This is a genomic window from uncultured Sphingomonas sp. (assembly GCF_964243315.1).
In the GTDB taxonomy this organism is placed as follows: Bacteria; Pseudomonadota; Alphaproteobacteria; order Sphingomonadales; family Sphingomonadaceae; genus Sphingomonas.
Genome location: NZ_CAXTEM010000001.1, coordinates 1 through 16,566, shown reverse-complemented (window position 1 = coordinate 16,566; position 16,566 = coordinate 1). Strand labels below are relative to the sequence as shown.

Annotated in this window: 14 protein-coding genes and 1 tRNA gene; 5 read left to right on the top strand and 10 right to left on the bottom strand. The window is 65.6% G+C overall.

Annotated elements, in window-relative coordinates:
• Positions 1 to 94 precede the first annotated feature (94 nt).
• Complete coding sequence (locus tag ACFE77_RS00075) at positions 95 to 3,223, top strand: TonB-dependent receptor domain-containing protein (RefSeq protein ID WP_375419573.1); 3,129 nt, start codon at positions 95 to 97, stop codon at positions 3,221 to 3,223.
• Between the two features lie 106 nt (positions 3,224 to 3,329).
• Positions 3,330 to 4,385 (top strand): oxidoreductase, encoded by a 1,056-nt coding sequence (locus ACFE77_RS00070; protein ID WP_375419572.1) that lies wholly within the window; start codon positions 3,330 to 3,332, stop codon positions 4,383 to 4,385.
• A 54-nt stretch (positions 4,386 to 4,439) separates the two neighbouring features.
• Here ACFE77_RS00070 and ACFE77_RS00065 read toward each other — a convergent pair whose 3' ends face one another.
• The 3 genes from ACFE77_RS00065 to ACFE77_RS00055 form a co-directional block, all read right to left on the bottom strand.
• The gene (locus ACFE77_RS00065; protein WP_375419571.1) at positions 4,440 to 5,933 is read right to left on the bottom strand and encodes a family 43 glycosylhydrolase; all 1,494 of its coding nucleotides are present in this window, start codon (positions 5,931 to 5,933) and stop codon (positions 4,440 to 4,442) included.
• On the bottom strand, positions 5,926 to 7,506 hold the full coding sequence (locus ACFE77_RS00060; RefSeq protein WP_375419570.1) for a DUF885 family protein: 1,581 nt from the start codon (positions 7,504 to 7,506) through the stop codon (positions 5,926 to 5,928). The genes ACFE77_RS00065 and ACFE77_RS00060 overlap by 8 nt, the downstream gene beginning before the upstream one ends.
• A gap of 188 nt (positions 7,507 to 7,694) precedes the next feature.
• Complete coding sequence (locus tag ACFE77_RS00055; RefSeq protein ID WP_375419569.1) at positions 7,695 to 8,201, bottom strand: DUF6805 domain-containing protein; 507 nt, start codon at positions 8,199 to 8,201, stop codon at positions 7,695 to 7,697.
• 17 nt (positions 8,202 to 8,218) lie between these two features.
• Between ACFE77_RS00055 and ACFE77_RS00050 the strand changes: the two genes are divergently transcribed.
• Positions 8,219 to 8,836: a hypothetical protein gene (locus tag ACFE77_RS00050; protein ID WP_375419686.1), complete on the top strand. Its 618-nt coding sequence runs from the start codon at positions 8,219 to 8,221 to the stop codon at positions 8,834 to 8,836.
• 269 nt (positions 8,837 to 9,105) lie between these two features.
• Positions 9,106 to 10,314 (top strand): NF038122 family metalloprotease, encoded by a 1,209-nt coding sequence (locus ACFE77_RS00045; protein WP_375419568.1) that lies wholly within the window; start codon positions 9,106 to 9,108, stop codon positions 10,312 to 10,314.
• Between the two features lie 412 nt (positions 10,315 to 10,726).
• Here the strand turns inward: ACFE77_RS00045 and ACFE77_RS00040 are convergent.
• From ACFE77_RS00040 to ACFE77_RS00015, 6 genes are all read right to left on the bottom strand, one after another.
• Positions 10,727 to 10,802 (bottom strand) — tRNA-Phe (locus ACFE77_RS00040).
• A 30-nt stretch (positions 10,803 to 10,832) separates the two neighbouring features.
• Positions 10,833 to 11,003, bottom strand: a complete 171-nt coding sequence (locus ACFE77_RS00035; RefSeq protein ID WP_375419567.1) for a DNA gyrase inhibitor YacG — start codon at positions 11,001 to 11,003, stop codon at positions 10,833 to 10,835.
• Positions 11,003 to 11,941 (bottom strand): ribonuclease, encoded by a 939-nt coding sequence (locus ACFE77_RS00030; RefSeq protein WP_375419566.1) that lies wholly within the window; start codon positions 11,939 to 11,941, stop codon positions 11,003 to 11,005. Before ACFE77_RS00030 ends, ACFE77_RS00035 begins: the two co-directional genes overlap by 1 nt.
• A complete protein-coding gene (locus tag ACFE77_RS00025; protein WP_375419565.1) occupies positions 11,934 to 12,503 on the bottom strand; it encodes a Maf family protein in 570 nt (189 codons plus the stop codon). The genes ACFE77_RS00030 and ACFE77_RS00025 overlap by 8 nt, the downstream gene beginning before the upstream one ends.
• Positions 12,504 to 12,534: 31 nt before the next feature.
• Entirely contained in the window at positions 12,535 to 12,780 is a 246-nt protein-coding gene (gene infA / locus ACFE77_RS00020) for a translation initiation factor IF-1 (RefSeq protein WP_183987054.1), read from the bottom strand.
• A 711-nt stretch (positions 12,781 to 13,491) separates the two neighbouring features.
• A complete protein-coding gene (locus ACFE77_RS00015; protein ID WP_375419564.1) occupies positions 13,492 to 14,952 on the bottom strand; it encodes a DNA-methyltransferase in 1,461 nt (486 codons plus the stop codon).
• 265 nt (positions 14,953 to 15,217) lie between these two features.
• On the opposite strand from ACFE77_RS00015, the gene ACFE77_RS00010 reads away from it, so the two are divergent.
• Positions 15,218 to 15,343: a hypothetical protein gene (locus tag ACFE77_RS00010; protein ID WP_375419563.1), complete on the top strand. Its 126-nt coding sequence runs from the start codon at positions 15,218 to 15,220 to the stop codon at positions 15,341 to 15,343.
• A 213-nt stretch (positions 15,344 to 15,556) separates the two neighbouring features.
• On the opposite strand, the gene ACFE77_RS00005 is transcribed toward ACFE77_RS00010, so the two are convergent.
• The coding region (locus ACFE77_RS00005) for a sodium/proton-translocating pyrophosphatase (protein ID WP_375419562.1) at positions 15,557 to 16,566 on the bottom strand (1,010 nt) is incomplete at its 5' end.

Genomic DNA, 16,566 nt, shown 5'->3' with positions numbered 1-16,566 from the left:
GAGCGGTAAAACCGCGATCACGCAGCAGGCGCGATGCGCCACCCGAGTTCAAGTCGACCCCTCTCCGAATGATAATTCGGGAGGAGGGGATTTCATGACGACATCTACAATCACGGCGCAATGCGGTGCTTCGATCCGTGGCTGGGCAATGGCGACCGCCAGCGGCACGGCGTTAGCCCTGACACTCGCATCACCCGCGCTTGCGCAGACCGATCCGGCCGCACGGACCGTGCCCGCGCCTACGGTCCAGCCCGGTTCCGCCGCCAGCACGCCATCCGCCGCCGATCCTGCGACCGCGGAGTCGGCTACTACCCTCGACGCGCAGGTCGCCGAGGATAGCACGGCGACGCAAGATATCGTCGTCAGCGGCTCGCGGATCACGTCCAGCGGCTTTTCCGCGCCGACTCCGACGCAGGTGATCGGCGCGGCCGATCTCAACCGCCTCGCCCAACCGAACATCTTCAATGCGGTGACGCAGTTGCCGTCGCTTCAGGGCAGCACGGGCCGCGCGACGTCGGTCGGCAGCACGTCGAGCGGCATCCAGGGTCTCAGCTCCTTCGCGCTCCGCGGCTTGGGCGCGATCCGGACGTTGACCCTGCTCGACGGGCAGCGCTTCGTCGGCGCCAACTACTCCGGCGTCACTGACGTCAGCCAGTTCCCGCAGCTGTTGATCCAGCGGGTCGACGTGGTGAATGGCGGCGCCTCGGCATCCTATGGGTCGGACGCGGTCGCGGGCGTGGTCAACTTCGTCACCGACAAGCGCTTCAAGGGCTTCAAGGCAAACATCCAGGGCAGCATCACCACCTATGGCGACGATGCGGGCGGCACCGCGCAGGTCGCGTGGGGCAATAGCTTCGCCGAAGATCGCCTGCACGTCGCGCTCAGCGGCGAATATGGCTACCAGGGCGGCGTTCCCAATCCCGGCTTCGGCATCACCGGCGCCAACGGCCGCGATTGGTTCGACTCGCCCGCCTTCGTGCAGACCGGCGTCACCAACACCCCCGCCGGCCAGCCGCGCATCCGCTACATCAACAACGCGCAACAGTATCAATATGCGAAGTTCGGTCTGATCACGTCGGGTCCGCTGCAGGGGATCGCCTTCGGCGCGGGTGGCCAGCCCTACCAGTTCCAATATGGATCGAACGGCGTGCCGACCGGCACGGGCGGCGTGACCGGCTGTACGCCGTCCTTTTGCTCGGGCGGCGACACCAGCGGCGTCGTGGGCGCGGGCACCAGCCTTGCGAGCAAGCTTGAGCGGTACAACGCTTACGGCCGCGTCGGCTATGACTTCGCGCCGGACAACGAGATCTACGCCACCTTCAATGCGTCGCGGGTGAAGTCGGAAAATTCGCCGAACCCGGGCTTCGCCCAGCAGGCGAACCTGACGATCCAGTGCGGCCTCGCCAACCCCAATGCCAATCCGTTCGTACCGGCTGCGATCCAGCAGGCCTGCACCAATGCGGGGATCACGCAGTTCCAGTACGGCTCGGCACTGGCGCAGCTCGGCGACTTCATCAAGGTGCGTCCGGTGCGCACCAACCTGCGCGGCGTGCTGGGTGCGGCGGGCAAGTTCCGCGGCCTCGGCACCGAGTGGAGCTACGACGCCTATTACGAATATGGGCACAACTATACCGACCTGCATGTGTCCAACATGCTCAACCTGTCGCGCTTCCGGACTGCCTATCAGGCCGTGCGCCTGCCGAACGGCACGATCGCCTGCGCGAACGTGGCGGCACGCGCCGCGGGCTGCTCGCCGCTCAACATCATCGGTGACGGCGGTGTGACTGAGGCGGCGTTGAACTACGTGAAGCCGGAGGTCGGACCGTACCAGCATACCTGGTCGAGCCAGAATGCAGCGGCGCTCAGCTTCAACGGCCAGCCAATGCAGACCTGGGCCGGACCGCTGTCGGTAGCATTCGGCTATGAATTCCGGCGGGAATGGTATCGCACCAGGGCCGACCCGTACGGCAATGGCGTAACGGCAGACAGCCCGAACACCGCCGACTACCCGGCCGATCCGACCCAGAACACCGCGACCGGGGGCAACTGGTATGCCGGCAACTACAAGAACGGCACCGGCCGGTACAACGTCCACGAAGGTTTTCTCGAGCTCGATATCCCGATTTCGAGCGAGGATCAGATCGGCCGCGCGAACATCAACGCCGGCGTCCGCCAGACCCGCTACAGCACCTCGGGCTGGATCACGAGCTGGAAGGTCGGCGGCACCTGGGACACCCCGCTCACGGGCATTCGCCTGCGCGGCGTAACCTCGCGCGACGTGCGTGCGCCGAACCTGTCGGAACTGTTCCGGACCCCGACATTCGCGAACGCGACGTATCTGGACACCCGCGCACCCGGTCAGTCGCCGACCGCCGGGCAGTTCGTCCAGGCGCCGACGAACACGATCGGCAATACCGGCCTGCGCCCTGAAACCTCGCGCAACACGACCGGCGGCATCGTCTTCGACGGCAGCGAAGCCGGTTTCCTGCCGGGCTTCAACGCCTCGTTCGACTATTACAACATCAAGGTGAAGGGGATCATCATCCCCTTCAGCGGTCAGGCGGCGATCAACCAGTGCTTCCAGCAGAACATCACCGAGTTCTGTTCATCCTTCAACCTCGACACCTCGGCCGGCTCGCTCTTCGTGAACGAGCAGCTGTTCAACTTCGCACAGGTGCGGACCAACGGGTTCGATATCGAAGCGAGCTATCGTCGTCCGCTCAGCGGGCTCGGCCTGCCGGGCTCTTTCGCCATCCGCGGGCTCGCGACGCGGGTGCTGCATTACACCGAAACATCGGGCCTGCCCGGAACCATCCCGACGGAGCAAGCCGGCAACAACCGGGGCAGCACGCCTGACTGGAAGCTGCTCGCGATCCAGAGCTGGGACACGGACAAGTTCTCGCTCTCGGTTACCGAGCGTTGGTTCTCCGACGGCGTCTATTCGAACGAATATGTCGAGTGCGATCCAGGCAGCTGCCCTGCAACGGATCCCACCGGCAACACCTCGACGATCGGCGACAATTCGATGCCGGGCGCCTTCTATGTCGATGTCGGCGGTTCGTGGAACATCTCCAAGCAAATCTCCGCTTACTTCAAGGTCGACAACCTCGCCAACAAGGCGCCCGAGCAATCGCCGCAGAACGGCGTGAGCTACGGGTTCAACCCGCTGCTCTACGACGTCCTGGGCCGCACCTTCCGCCTCGGTATCCGCGCCGACTTCTGATCGCGACGATTGCACGATATGCCGGTGCCCCGATGGGGCGCCGGCATTTTGTTTGTGCGATACCGCGCCCTGTGGATCGAGCGTCGCATCGTAAGGGAGTACCGCAGTGACCGGATTGACGGATCGTCCACCCGCGCCCGTCCGAGCCGCCGTCATCGGCTATGGCTATGGCGGGCGCACGCTCCACGTGCCGCTGATCAACAAGACGCGGGGAATGGAGGTCGCGACCGTCGTTACCAGCGACCCCTCCAAGGTCGCGCTTGATCTGCCTGGAATGAAGACGGTGCGCTCTCCGGAGGAGGCTTTTCTCGATGAGGCAATCGATCTCGTAGTCGTCGTCACGCCAAACGAGACACACGCCCCGCTGGCGGAGCAGGCGCTACGGCATGGCAAGCACGTGGTCGTGGACAAGCCCTTCACGGTCCGAAGCGCAGATGCCTGGCGTCTCGCAAAGCTCGCCGACGACTGCGGCACGACCCTCAGCGTTTATCAAAGCCGACGGTGGGATGCCGACTTTCTGGCCGTGCGGCAGGTGATGGACAGCGGGACCCTGGGAGACATCTCCTACTTCGAGTCCCGGCTGGACCGTTATCGCCCGGTCGTGCGCGATCGGTGGCGAGAGCGAGCCGAACCGGGTGCCGGTATCTGGTTCGATCTGGGCTCTCACCTCATCGACCAGGCTCATCAACTGTTCGGCCGTGCGCAAGCGATCTTCGCCGACATCGCGGCGCAACGACGAGGCGCTCGCGCGGACGATTATTTTCATGCGATCCTGTTCTATGACTCGCTCCGGGTGGTGCTCCATTCCACCTGCCTCGCGGTCGACGATCGCACGCGGTTCGTCCTGCACGGCGAACGCGGCAGCTACGTGAAGCAGGGCGTGGACCCGCAGGAGGCGGCGCTTCAGATTCGATCCGTTCCGGGGGGTGCCGATTGGGGAGTCGATAAGCAGCCGGGAATACTGACCTTGGCCGACGCGCCGGTAGACAGGTACCACGGTCCTCCGGGCGACTATCGACGCTTCTACGAAGGCGTGCGTGATGCAATCCGATCGGGAGGGCCCAACCCCGTTCCGGCCGAGCAAGGAGCGTGGGTGATCGAGGTCATCGAAGCCGGGATCAGGAGCTCGAGCAGCAAGGCCGTGGTCAGTCTCGACCATTGAAAGTCATGTTCGGCGGTCGATAAGGTCGTGTCGTGGGTTGAACGCACATGGTGCTCACCTGGATGACGGCGCTGCGAGTACCTCCCATTCCTCAACCGCCACCCCGGCTATGTCATTGCCGCGGCGAGAGGCCCCGAACACGGCGCGCAGGCGATTCGTGGTGACTCCCGGGAAGCGGGCGACCTCGAAGTGCGTGGCAGCATTGCCGTAGCGGGCTGCGATCCTTTTCCAGCCCTTCGCCCAATATTCCAGATGCCAGGCCGCGGGGGGTGCGATGCCGATGCCGGACCCGGCTGGCTGATCGGCGAAGAAGCGGATGCGCGCACCGTCGATCGTGACGGGTTGCGGCCAGCGATACTCGACCCACGACTGCGGTGGGTTCCGGCCCGTCCAGGTGCTCCACATGTCGGGGGGCAGGGGCGATTGGCGGACGATGCCGTCGTTCAGGGCCTTGATCCAGAATTGCACCGGGATCGGCTCGTCCGATGCCGATGCGGTCGCCGCGCCGGCGATATTGCGGGTTGGCGCTAGGGACGGCGGCGGACGCTTGGTTGGAAGGACGGGGAGGATCGCGGCGGGGGTGATGTCGTCGTTCCACGCCAATCGGTCGATCGCTACGCTGCGGCGGAAATGGCCGCCGCCGACCGCATCGGCGGTGTGGTAGGCGAGATACCAGTGTCCCTTGAACTCGACGGCGCCGGGGTGAGAGGTGGTGGAGGAAACGGGCTTCAGGATGACGCCGCGATAGGTCCACGGCCCGAGGGGCGAAGGGGCGGTGCCATAGGCGATGCAGGCGTGGTAGATCGCGGGGGTGCAATCACTGTGCGGCCCCGCGTCGTTGCCGGCGTAGAGCATGTAATAGGTGCCCCGCCGCTTCATGATCCAAGGTGCCTCGAAGAAGCCGGTCAGGCCGGGGATCGTGGTCTCCGGCCCTGCCGGCGTGGTCATGTCGCGCGCGAGTTCCATGCCGCGCAGTCGGCCGAACGTGCCCCAGAAGATGAAGACGCGGCCGTCATCGTCGATCGATATCGTCGGGTCGATGTTCTGGATGCGGTTGGTGACGGGGACGACCTGCGAGATGATCGGGCCGGCGGGATGCGCGTCGCGCCAGGGGCCGAGAGGGGTGTCCGCCACCGCGACGCCGATCGCGAACCTGTCGTCTGCATTGCTCTTCTTCTCGACTACCGAGGCGTAGAGATAGAAGCGGCCGTCGGTGCCCTTCACGATCTGGCCGGCATAGGCGCGGCCGCGGTCGGCCCAGACGAAGATCGCTTCCGGCTTGGCGATCGCGGGATAGTGGCGCCAGCGGTCGGAGGCGACATCGGTGGTGACCAGCAATTGCCACTCATTCATGATGAAGTCGTTGACGCCGACCGGCGCCTCGTCGCGGCCGGTGAGGATGTAAAGTGTCTCGCCGTCGACGAAGGGGGCCGGGTCGGCCGAGTAGTAGCGGCCGTCGGCGAGGATCGGGTTGCCGGGTGCGACGATATCCTGCTGCGCGAGGAGCGCGGCGGGGATCGCGGCGGCCCCGAGGAGGAGCCTATTCATCATCGCTGTACGGCCCTTTGCCGCCATCCGCGATCAGGCGGTCGATGCGGGCGCCGAGTTCCGGCAGGGGAACGGCCCCGGTCTCTAGGATCGCGTCGTGGAAATCGCGGACGTCGAATTTGGGGCCGAGCGCCTTTTCGGCCTTGATGCGGGCGGACTGGATGGCGAGTTGGCCGGTATAGTAGCTGACCGCCTGACCCGGCCATGCGATGTAGCGGTCGACTTCGGTGCCGATCTCGTGATCGGACAAAGCCGTGTTGTCGTGAAGATAGGTCCGGGCTTGTTCGCGGGGCCAGCCCTTTGCGTGGATGCCGGTGTCGACCACCAGGCGGGCGGCCCGCCACATCTGGTAGCTCAACATGCCGAAGACTTCGTAAGGCGTCTCGTAGATGCCCATCTCTTCGCCGAGGGCTTCGCAATATAACGCCCAGCCTTCGCCGTACACCGACAGATAGCCATCGCGACGGAAGGCGGGCAGGGTTTTGTTCTCGGCGGCGAGCGGCATCTGGAAGGCATGGCCGGGCGCGCTTTCGTGCAGGGTCAGCGCGGGGAGCGAATAGAGCGGACGGGCCGGGAGATCATAGGTGTTCACCAGATATATACCGGGGCCGCCGCGGCCCCCGGTGTAGAAGGGAGCGACCTCGGCAGGCACCGGCTTGATCGCGAACCGCATGCGGGGGAGGCGGCGGAAATAGCGGGATAGCTTGCCGTCGACGATCTTCGAAATCCACGCGGCTCGGTTCAGTAGTTCCTGGGGAGTTCTGGCGTAGAATCGCTTGTCGGTACGGAGAAACTTGAGAAAGGCAGGCAAGTCGCCGTCGAACGCTACTTGCCGCATCACGCTCTGCATGCGGATGCGGATCTTGGCGACTTCGGCGAGACCAATGGCATGAACCTGTTCGGGTGTCTGATCCAGCGTGGTGTATTCGGATATCTTGGACTGGTAATAGGCGCGCCCGTCCGGGAGGCTGTAGGCGTCGATACGCGTCGTCGCGCCGGGAATGTATTCGGCGCGCAGGAAGGCGAGAAGCTTGCGGTTCGCCGGGATGACGGCGTCCCGAATCGCGGTAACCGCTTCGGCGCGCAGGGCGGTTCGCGTGGCGGCCGGTATCTGCGAAGGGAAGGTCTGGAAGGGGGCGTAGAAGGGTGTTTCTGACGGTGTCTTCGCTTCCGCGATGGTCGCCACGTCGGCGTCGCGGCCTTGCAAGGTGATGCGGGGGATCGTGAAGCCGCGTCGCAGGCCGGCGCGCATGTTCGCGACCTGCTGATCATAATAGCGCGGGATGTCGCGAAGTATCGCGATGTAGCGCCGATAACCTTGCTCGGTATTCAGCGGCTCCTGAGCGGAAGCCGCGATATCGCCCCAAAAGCTGCTGTCGGCGTTGAGGGGGCGTTCGTAGTCGCGGAGTTTCTGTTCGTTCAACAGCGCGTCTATCTGGCCGCGATACACCGCGAGGTTCACGCGTTCGGCCTTCGACAGCGAAGGCGCTAGTCTGGCGAGCGATGCGGCGGTCTTCGTCCAGCGCTCCAATTTCAACGCCTGCGCCGCGGGGCCGACGTCGGGCAGGCGCATCGCTGGACCGCCGGCATTATCCTCACCGGGCGGTTCCTGCCGTTGCCGCCACGCATATTCGGATGTGTAGAGCGCGCGGAATTGCGCGTCCGCCGACAGCGGTTTGCCCGGAGCGGCTTCGCCGACACCGCTTAATGCTAGCGCGATCAGGGCGAAATGCATCATCCGGGGCGTTCGACGGGCTGCGCTCACGCGGTGGTGCCCGGCTTCGCGGTATAGAGGCGGACGCCGAACACCGGACCGGCGATGTGCCGGTCGTGGGGGACGAAACGGACCTTGATCTGCGCCTTGCCCTTCGTCAGCGCAGGCGGGAGCGGGTATTCGACGTCGAAGAACTTGCCGGGCCTGTCGTTCGCTAGCGTTTGCGTCGCGACCTTCACATTGTCGACGAGGATGTCGAAGTCGCGCTTGCGCTCATCGCCCCAATAGGTGGCCTGGAGGACGAGCGGGCCAGGCTTGATCTTCAGAGTGAATTCGAAATAGCCGCCAGACCGGGCGTCGCGGCCGTTCCGCCCACGATAGGTGACGGGGAAGGAATCGTCAGAGATCAAGGCGTGATCGCGCTCGGGCTGCATCTCGCCGAGGAACATGACGTCGACCGACCGCTCGGCGACATCTTTCAGCCTAGCCTGTTCGGCGTTGAACGCGGTCTCCTCGGTCACCCAGGCGGCATCGGAAAAGCGTTTGAAGTACACCGCGCTGCGCCGGTCATATTGTTTGTAGAAGGGCGCGAAATCGAGGTCGGCGGGGCGGCCGATGCAACGCCTATCTGCGCGACAATCTGGGTCTCTACGTCAACCTCTACACGCCCTCGCGCGTCGTCTGGCGGCAGGCCGACGGCGCGGTGGCGCTCACGCTCACGCAGCAGGGCAGCTATCCGCTCGGCGATGCCATCGCGATGACCGTGGCGGCAAAGCGGCCGGTGACGATGGCGCTCCGCCTGCGCATCCCCGCCTGGGCGGGCTCCGCGACGCGCATCGTGGTGAACGGCCAGCCCGTGGCGGCCGCGGTGACGCCCGGGCGCTTTGCCACGATCACCCGGCAATGGCGGCAGGGCGACCGTGTAGACCTGACGATGGACATGAAGCTGCGGCCGGAGGCTGTCGACCCCCAGCATCTCGACCGGGTTGCGATGATGCGCGGCCCGCTGGCCCTGTTTGCGACCGGCGATCGTTTCGTACCCTATACGCGGGAGCAATTAATGACCCTGCGCCAGCGGACTGCGGGCGCGGCAGAATGGGTGCTGGACGCCCAGACCGGCGCGCAGATCTTCAAACCCTATTTCGCGATTCGGACGGAACCGACGCGGCTCTACCAGTTCATGATCTAGCGGTTCGTGGGGCTGGATCAGATCCTTACTGGCAACGTAATTGCAAAGCGAAGTCGTAGGTCTGCCGATATGAGTTTAGCTGTGGGCAATCTTTGTGAGGTTGATGATAAGTCGATGAACAATTTGTCTGCAAATCAACTGCATTGTACTTACTGATATTTAGAAGTGTCTATCTCAGTATCATATTGACTCTGGAACCTGTCCTGACGTCTCTTACCTCATCAACGGCATCGCGCAGTTGGCGAAGAAATCAGCGATTGGGCCACACCATGACTATCAAGCAAATACTCGGTTGCACGGCTGCCTCACTCTGCCTTGCCACGGCGAGCGCCGACGCTGCGGTCATCAACATGATCGACCAGGGCGGCATCGCGGGCACGCAGGCCGAGCGCGGCTTCAAGATCGCTGCGCTATATTGGGGCTCAGTGCTGACCAACGACGTGACAATCAATCTGGGCGTTTCGCTATCGCCGAACGTGATCGCTGCGGCCGACATCGTGCGGCAGGACTATAGTGTCGCGGATTGGCAGCGGCAGATCGGCCTGACCCGCAGCGGATCCACGCTCGATCGGGCGGCAATACTGCCGACGCTCAATGCACAGGGTGGTGCGACCTTCATCACCAACGCCACCGCTGCCGACGGGAATGTCGATACCGGCACCCTCAGCCTCGTGACCGGCGACACCGAAAGCAGCCGGATGCTGTACGTCAACACCGCGGTGTTGAAGGCGATCGGCGCAATCGCCGCCGACGATCCGATCGTCGACGGCATGATCGCGTTCAACGACGGCGTGTCGCGCTTTCTCGATTTCGACTTCGATCCCACGGACGGAATAAACACCTTCGATGTCGATTTCGTCGGCGTGGCGATTCACGAGATCGGTCATGCGCTCGGCTTCGCCTCCGGCGTGGACGATCTCGATGAACATGGTCACCCGAACGGGGACGACATCGGAACGCCCGGCTACAATCTGAGCGAAACGCCGACGTTCAACGCGCTCGACATGTTTCGCTACGGTGCCGATCCGTCCGGCTTAGCCGGTAACGATCCCGTGCTCGATCTTGCGGTGGGCACCGCGACTTACTTCTCGATAGACGGCGGCGAAACCGAAGTGTTCGGCAACGCTCCCTTCTCCACCGGCGGGTATAATGGCGACGGCGGTCAGGCGTCGCACTGGCGCTCCACCAGCACGAGTTGCGACTTGATCGGCATCATGGAGCCGAGAGGCTGCCAGGGGAGGGTCGGGGTGGTCACGGCGCTCGACCTTGCCGCCTTCGACGCGATCGGGTGGAACTTGAATTTCGACGTGCTGAACAACCGCGGCTACGTGGCCAATAGCGCGGATATCTACCGCCAGTTCCTGTCGGCGGTCCCGGAGCCGGCGACTTGGGCGATGATGCTGGTTGGCTTCGCGATGGTAGGGCCGGCACTCCGCGGCCGGCGGTCGCAGGTCAAGGTGACCGTCGTCGCAAGCTGATCTGCTGCGATGTGGCGGGGCGTATTGCGAGCCGGTCGTCGTCTGTCCGGCTGAAGCCCAGATCCAGGCAGAGTGAGGCGGAGAAGCGTGTCCTCACTCCCTTCGAGCATAAAGCCGCGTTGGAGCGAGCGTCATGAAACCTGTTTGTCTTCTCGCGAAGGCGGGAGCCGAAGACTGGGTCCCCGCCTTCGCGGGGACACGTGGAGCTACTTGTCGAAAGAGATGATTATCGACGAAAAGCGCCGTTCGTCGCTGCTGTGCTGAAGGGGCGGTAGCCCTAGGCCAGGCTTGGGCGTCCGCGATGCGCCCTTAAGGTTTTGGGCGGCGCCGACGCTCGCTCGCAGCATCGTTCGGCGCAGTTCGGTCGTTTCGCAGCCACACAACCAGAACACGCCAGCAGCGGTAAGGTCTATGGTGCCCGGGGACGGGGTCGAACCGCCGACACTGCGATTTTCAGTCGCATGCTCTACCAACTGAGCTACCCGGGCATGCCCGAACGCCGTTCGGGAGCGGCGGCTTTAGTCGGCACTTTTGTCGCTGTCCACCCCGTCTTGATCGGCTGGCGGTCCCGGAATGCGATAGCCGTCGCCGAGCCATTGCAGCAGGTCGCGGTCGCGGCAGCCGCGGGAGCAGAACGGGTCCTGGGTGGCGGACGCGGGCTTGCCGCAGATCGGGCAGGGCTTGGCCATCAGGCAATCTCCAGTCGGTGGACGACGCCCGTGCGGCGGGCGAGTTCCGCGAGCAGCGCGGGTCGCGCGGTCAGCCATGCGATCACCGGGGCGGGCAGGCGGTGGCCGAGCGGGGCGCCGGGTGGTTCGCGCTCGATCCGGCGGAGTGCGGCGCGAGCGGCGGTGCCGGCGGGGTCGGCGCGGAGCAGCTCGGGAAGCGAGGCGCGCGGGCGGGGGCGGACGATCTGGAGGAAGCCGAAGCCGTTTACCGCGGTGCGTTCGAACGGGGGCGGCAGGTGCGCGTCGATCGTCTCGGCCACCGCTTGGCGCGGGGCCTTGCCGGCGAGGGTCGGGAAGTCGATGCCGATCGAGCCGCCGATGCCGTGGCGGCGGATCGCGAGCGCGACGCTGCGAGCGGCGGCGAGCGCGAGCGGTTCGATCGGGGCGGGACCGTCGACGTCGAAGAGCGTCATCGCCGGGGTGGGCGAGAGACGGAGCGCGCCTAGCGGGAAGACGATCTCGCCGGTGATCGCCTCTTCCAGGGTCTCCGACCAGCCGGCAGCCTCGAGCGCATCGGGTTGGTGGGCTAGGCAGTGGCGGACGGGCACGCCAGTGGCGGTGATGCGGGCGAGCAGGTCGGGGCCCGGGGCTGGGGCGGCTTCGGTGGCGCGGGCACGGGCTAGCTTGGGGCGGCCTGCCTCAGGAATGACCTCGCGGACGATCTCGACGGTCAGCGTCGCGCCCTGGGTCACGCCGGGCGGTATGCGGGTGAGCAGCGCCTCGCCACCCGCAAGCGCGATGCGGCCCATATTGCCGGGGATGAGATCGACCAGCCGGGCGGGGGCGACGGTGCCGAGGCGGAGGCCGTCGCGCTCGACGATCGCCTCGACGATCGTGCCGTCGTCGACCAGCGCGGCACGGGCCTCGCCGATGCCGGCTTCATAGAGCCATTCAGGCAAGGAGCAGGCCGGCGGTCTTCAATAGGGCGCGGGTTTCGGACAGCGGCAGCCCGACCACGCCCGAATGGCTCCCCGCCATGAACCGGACGAAGGCCTCGGCACGGCCCTGGATGGCGTAGCCGCCGGCTTTACCTATGCCTTCCCCGCACGCGACATAGGCGTCGATCTCCGCCGCGCCGAGGGGGCGGAAGGCGATGACGGTGTCGGAGAGGCGGTGGCGGACGGTGCCGTCGGCGGCGATCGCGACGACCGCGGACAGGCAGTGGTGGCGGCGGCCGGACAGCAGGGCGAGCATGCGGCGGAGGTCGGCCTCGTCCTCCGGCTTGCCGAGGATCCGACGGCCGACCGCGACGGTGGTGTCGCCGGCGAGCACGATCTCACCCGGCGCGCGATCGATCGCTGCGGCCTTGGCGAGCGCGATGCGCAGGACATAGGCGCGCGGTGGCTCGGCCTTCAGCGGCGCCTCGTCGATGTCGGGCGCGGCGATGCGATCGGGCACGATGCCGATCCGCGCGAGCAGCTCTAGCCGGCGCGGGGAGGAGGAAGCGAGAACGAGGGTCACGGGGCCATCCGCCCGGAGACGCCGGTCGGGATCAGGACGGGCCAGGACCGCCGCGACCCGGCATGAACCGGTAGGTGATCCGCCCCTTGGTCAGATCGTAGGGGGTCATCTCGACCAGCACTTCGTCGCCGACGAGCACGCGGATGCGGTTCTTGCGCATCTTGCCCGCGGTGTGGCCCAGGACTTCGTGATCGTTTTCGAGCCGGACACGGAACATGGCGTTGGGGAGAAGCTCCACCACCTGTCCGCGCATTTCGAGCAGTTCTTCCTTGGCCAAACAAACCTCTAGCGATGTCGGGGAATTCGTGAGCGGGGCCCTTAGCCGAAGAGGCGGCAAAAGGAAAGGCGAACGCCAAGGTCGAGGCAGCCGAGGTTAAATCGGTTCGAAGAGTCACAAGAGTCGCACCTTACGCGCGGGTGCGGGCGCGGGCCTGGGTCTGGGTTGGTGGAGTGAGCTTGGCCGACGATGAGAAAGAGCGTTGGGAGCGTGTCAGGGGCGGGGGTTGTAGGACAGGGTTCACGCGAAGGCGCGACGGCGCGAAGAAGATGGTTCGCGCGGAGACGCGGAGGCGCGGAGATTGTTGCGGTTCGGGAACTGATGGTGGGTGGTGCACCGAGGGTGAGCGTTGCTGCTGCGCAGCGGAGTAGGCGGTCTAGCTATGCTCGGAGTCGTGCCTTGGTTGGTCCGAGATGCGAAGGGTCGAGAGGGCACCTGTTCGGTAGCTCTTCGACGGTCATGCCATTCCAGCTTCGTCACTCAGATTTCATCGCTGTTCATATCATTCCGACATGTAGCCTTGTGTCCCCGCGAAGGCGGGGACCGAGTACTGGGCTCCCGCCTTCGCGGGAGCACAGCACGCTGCCTCGAGATCGCGACCATTCGGCTAGATATTCGAGCGGCGGTTGACCCGAGCCGATCCGTGTGGCGGCGTTCTCGGAGAGAAGCGAAGTGTTCTCTGGGCTGGTAGCGGTGCTGCCCCCATGCTCTCTACAGAAACGCGCCCTGCGAGTCCGGCTGATGGGAGGGGCGCACCTCCACGCGGCTTGCCCTGCGATTGGGGCTGACGAGCGGCGGCAGGCGCGGGTGGCGGTTTTCGAATAGTTCGGCGAGCGTGAAGATCTGCAGCGCGGGGAAGCGGCCGAACTCGGTCTGGATCAGGCCGTGGCTGGCGGCTTCGTCAGCCATTCCGCGGGTCGGGGTCGCGGCGCAGACGAAGAGGCCGAGGGCGTGGCCGTCGCGGGCCATCACGCGGCCGAGGTCGCGGACCATCGCCGGGTTGACGTTGGCGCCCGCCTTTACCGAGATCACGCCGGTCTCGGTCTGGCCGTTCGCGCCGACATAATAGAAATAGCCGTCGACGCCGCGGTCGCCGCCCTTCTTGCCGCCCTTCCACGGCCACCCGCCGAGCTTCAGCGCGATCCATTGCTGGAACTGATGCGGATCGTCGGCGGCGAGGCGTTCCGCGCTCTCGCGGTCTGCGGGGACGCCGATGGTCTGCCAGGAAGCGGCGGTGCCATAGCCTTCGGTCAGGCGTTTTTCGATGAGGCCGATCGACAGATGCGTGACGTCGATCCCGATCCAGCGCCGCCCGAGCTTCTGCGCGGCGTCGACCGCGGTGCCGCAGCCGCAGAACGGGTCGAGCACCACGTCTCCGGGGTTAGACGCCGCCGCGACGATGCGTTCGAGCAGCTTGATCGGCTTCTGCGTGGGATAGCCGAGATATTCCTTGCCGCGCGGCGCGATCGCGAACTGCCACCAATCCTCGGGCACCTTGCCGCCTTCGTGGATGAGGTGATCGGCGCCGACGAAGCCCGACCCGACCAGCCCGCCCTTGTAGTTCGCCTTGGTCTTGGCGCTGTGCGGCTGGCGGACCGCGTCGACGTTGAAGGTCCAGGTCTCGCCCTTCGCATACCAGAAGATGGTGTCGTGCTTGCGCAGGAACTGGCGGACGCCGGGCGAGCCGGGGCCGGTGTAGAGCCAGACGATCTCGTTGCGGAACTGCTTCACGCCGAACACCGCGTCGAGCACGAGCTTCAGGTAATGGCTGGCGGTGGGGTCGCAGTGGAGGAACAGGCTGCCCGTGGGTTTCAGCACGCGGTGCAGCTCGACCAGCCGGACCGCCATCATCGCGAGATAGGCCATCATCGCGTTCTCGCCGATCGCCGTCCGGATCGCCTGCATCAGTACGTGGAGGCTGTGGTTGCCGCTTTCAGTGACGTCCATCAGCGCGGCGGAGGCGGCAGGCCCCCACGCCCAGGTGTCGTCGAACGCCTCGATACTGGCGTCCGCGCCTGCACCGTCGGGCGATTTGAAGAGGATGTTGTAGCTGGCGTTGGAGTTGAACGGCGGATCGAGATAGATCAGGTCGACGCTCTCGGCCGCGACATGATCGCGCAGGACGTCGAGATTGTCGCCATAATAGAGCTGGTTCGGCGGCGTGGTTCGCATCGCCGGAGTGTGGCGGGTGGTGGCGCTGTGGTAACCCTGGGTCGGGTCCGTTTTGGAGGTGATTGCGGGGGACGATGGCTCCGTTTGGGAGGCATCTGTGCGTCGCGGGCGACGGCGTGCCGGGCCGCGTTGTGCTCCCGCGAAGGCGGGAGCCCAGTACTGGGTCCCCGCCTTCGCTGGGACACATGGACGGGTTGGAGGTCGGCGCGCACGTCGCGGGGCCAAATGCGCCTAGACGCGTTTCAGGTGGTGAAGGGATGCTGTGATGACCGATATGCCTACCGAACCCGACGAGAATGTTGAGCCTGTCGACGGTCTGAATGAGGGAGCGATTTCTCCGGAAGAAGCTAAGGCGGAAGAGGAAGCGGCCAAGCTCGGCGACTTCGCCTGATGTGTCGGCGAGGATGATGCCAGCTTGATCCCCACCGTTCGTTTCGAAGGACGTCGAGAACCTGTGGGGTGGGTGGACGTCGCGGTTTCTCGACTTCGCTCGAAACGAACGGGGTGGGTGGGCATCACTCCGGGGCGATCTTCACCGGACAAAGAAAGGCCCTGCCGTTGCATGTCCGGCAGGGCCCGTTCGGCGTAGTTCATCCGTCGGACGTCAGCCCCCGCCATTCCCCGCCGCGAGCGCCGCGAGCAACAGCAGCGCGACGATGTTGGTGATCTTGATCATCGGGTTGACCGCGGGGCCGGCGGTGTCCTTGTAGGGATCGCCGACGGTGTCGCCGGTCACCGCGGCCTTGTGCGCCTCGCTGCCCTTGCCGCCGTAATGGCCGTCTTCGATATACTTCTTGGCGTTGTCCCACGCGCCGCCGCCCGAGGTCATCGAGATCGCGACGAACAGCCCCGACACGATCACGCCGAGGAGCAGTGCACCCACCGCGGCGAAGGCGCTGGCCTGGTCCGATACGGCGAGGATGACGTAGTAGACCACGATCGGCGTCAGGACCGGCAGCAGCGACGGGATGATCATCTCCTTGATCGCGGCGCGGGTGACGAGATCGACGGTGCGCGCGTAGTCGGGGCGGCTGGTGCCAGCCATGATCCCGGGATTGTCGCGGAACTGCGCGCGGACGTCTTCCACCACCGAGCCGGCGGCGCGGCCGACCGCGGTCATCCCGAAGGCGCCGAAGCTGAACGGCAGCAGCGCGCCGAGCAGCAGGCCGACGATGACATAGGGGTTGCTCAGCGAGAAGTTCACCGTGATCTCGGGGAAATAGATGCCGAGATCGGTGGTGTAGGCGCCGAACAGCACGAGCGCCGCTAGCGCCGCGGAGCCAATCGCATAGCCCTTGGTCACGGCTTTGGTGGTGTTGCCGACCGCGTCGAGTGCGTCGGTGCGCTGGCGGACGTCGTCGGGGAGGCCCGCCATTTCGGCGATGCCGCCGGCATTGTCGGTGACCGGACCGTAGGCGTCGAGTGCGACGACCATGCCCGCGAGCGCGAGCATCGAGGTGGCGCCGAACGCGATGCCGATGATCCCGGCGAGCTGATAGGTGGCGATCACCGCGACCGAGATGACGATCGTGGGGAGGGCGGGGCTCTCCAGGCTGACCGCGAGACCCTGGATGACGTTGGTGCCGTGGCCGGTCTCGGACGCCTTCGCGATCG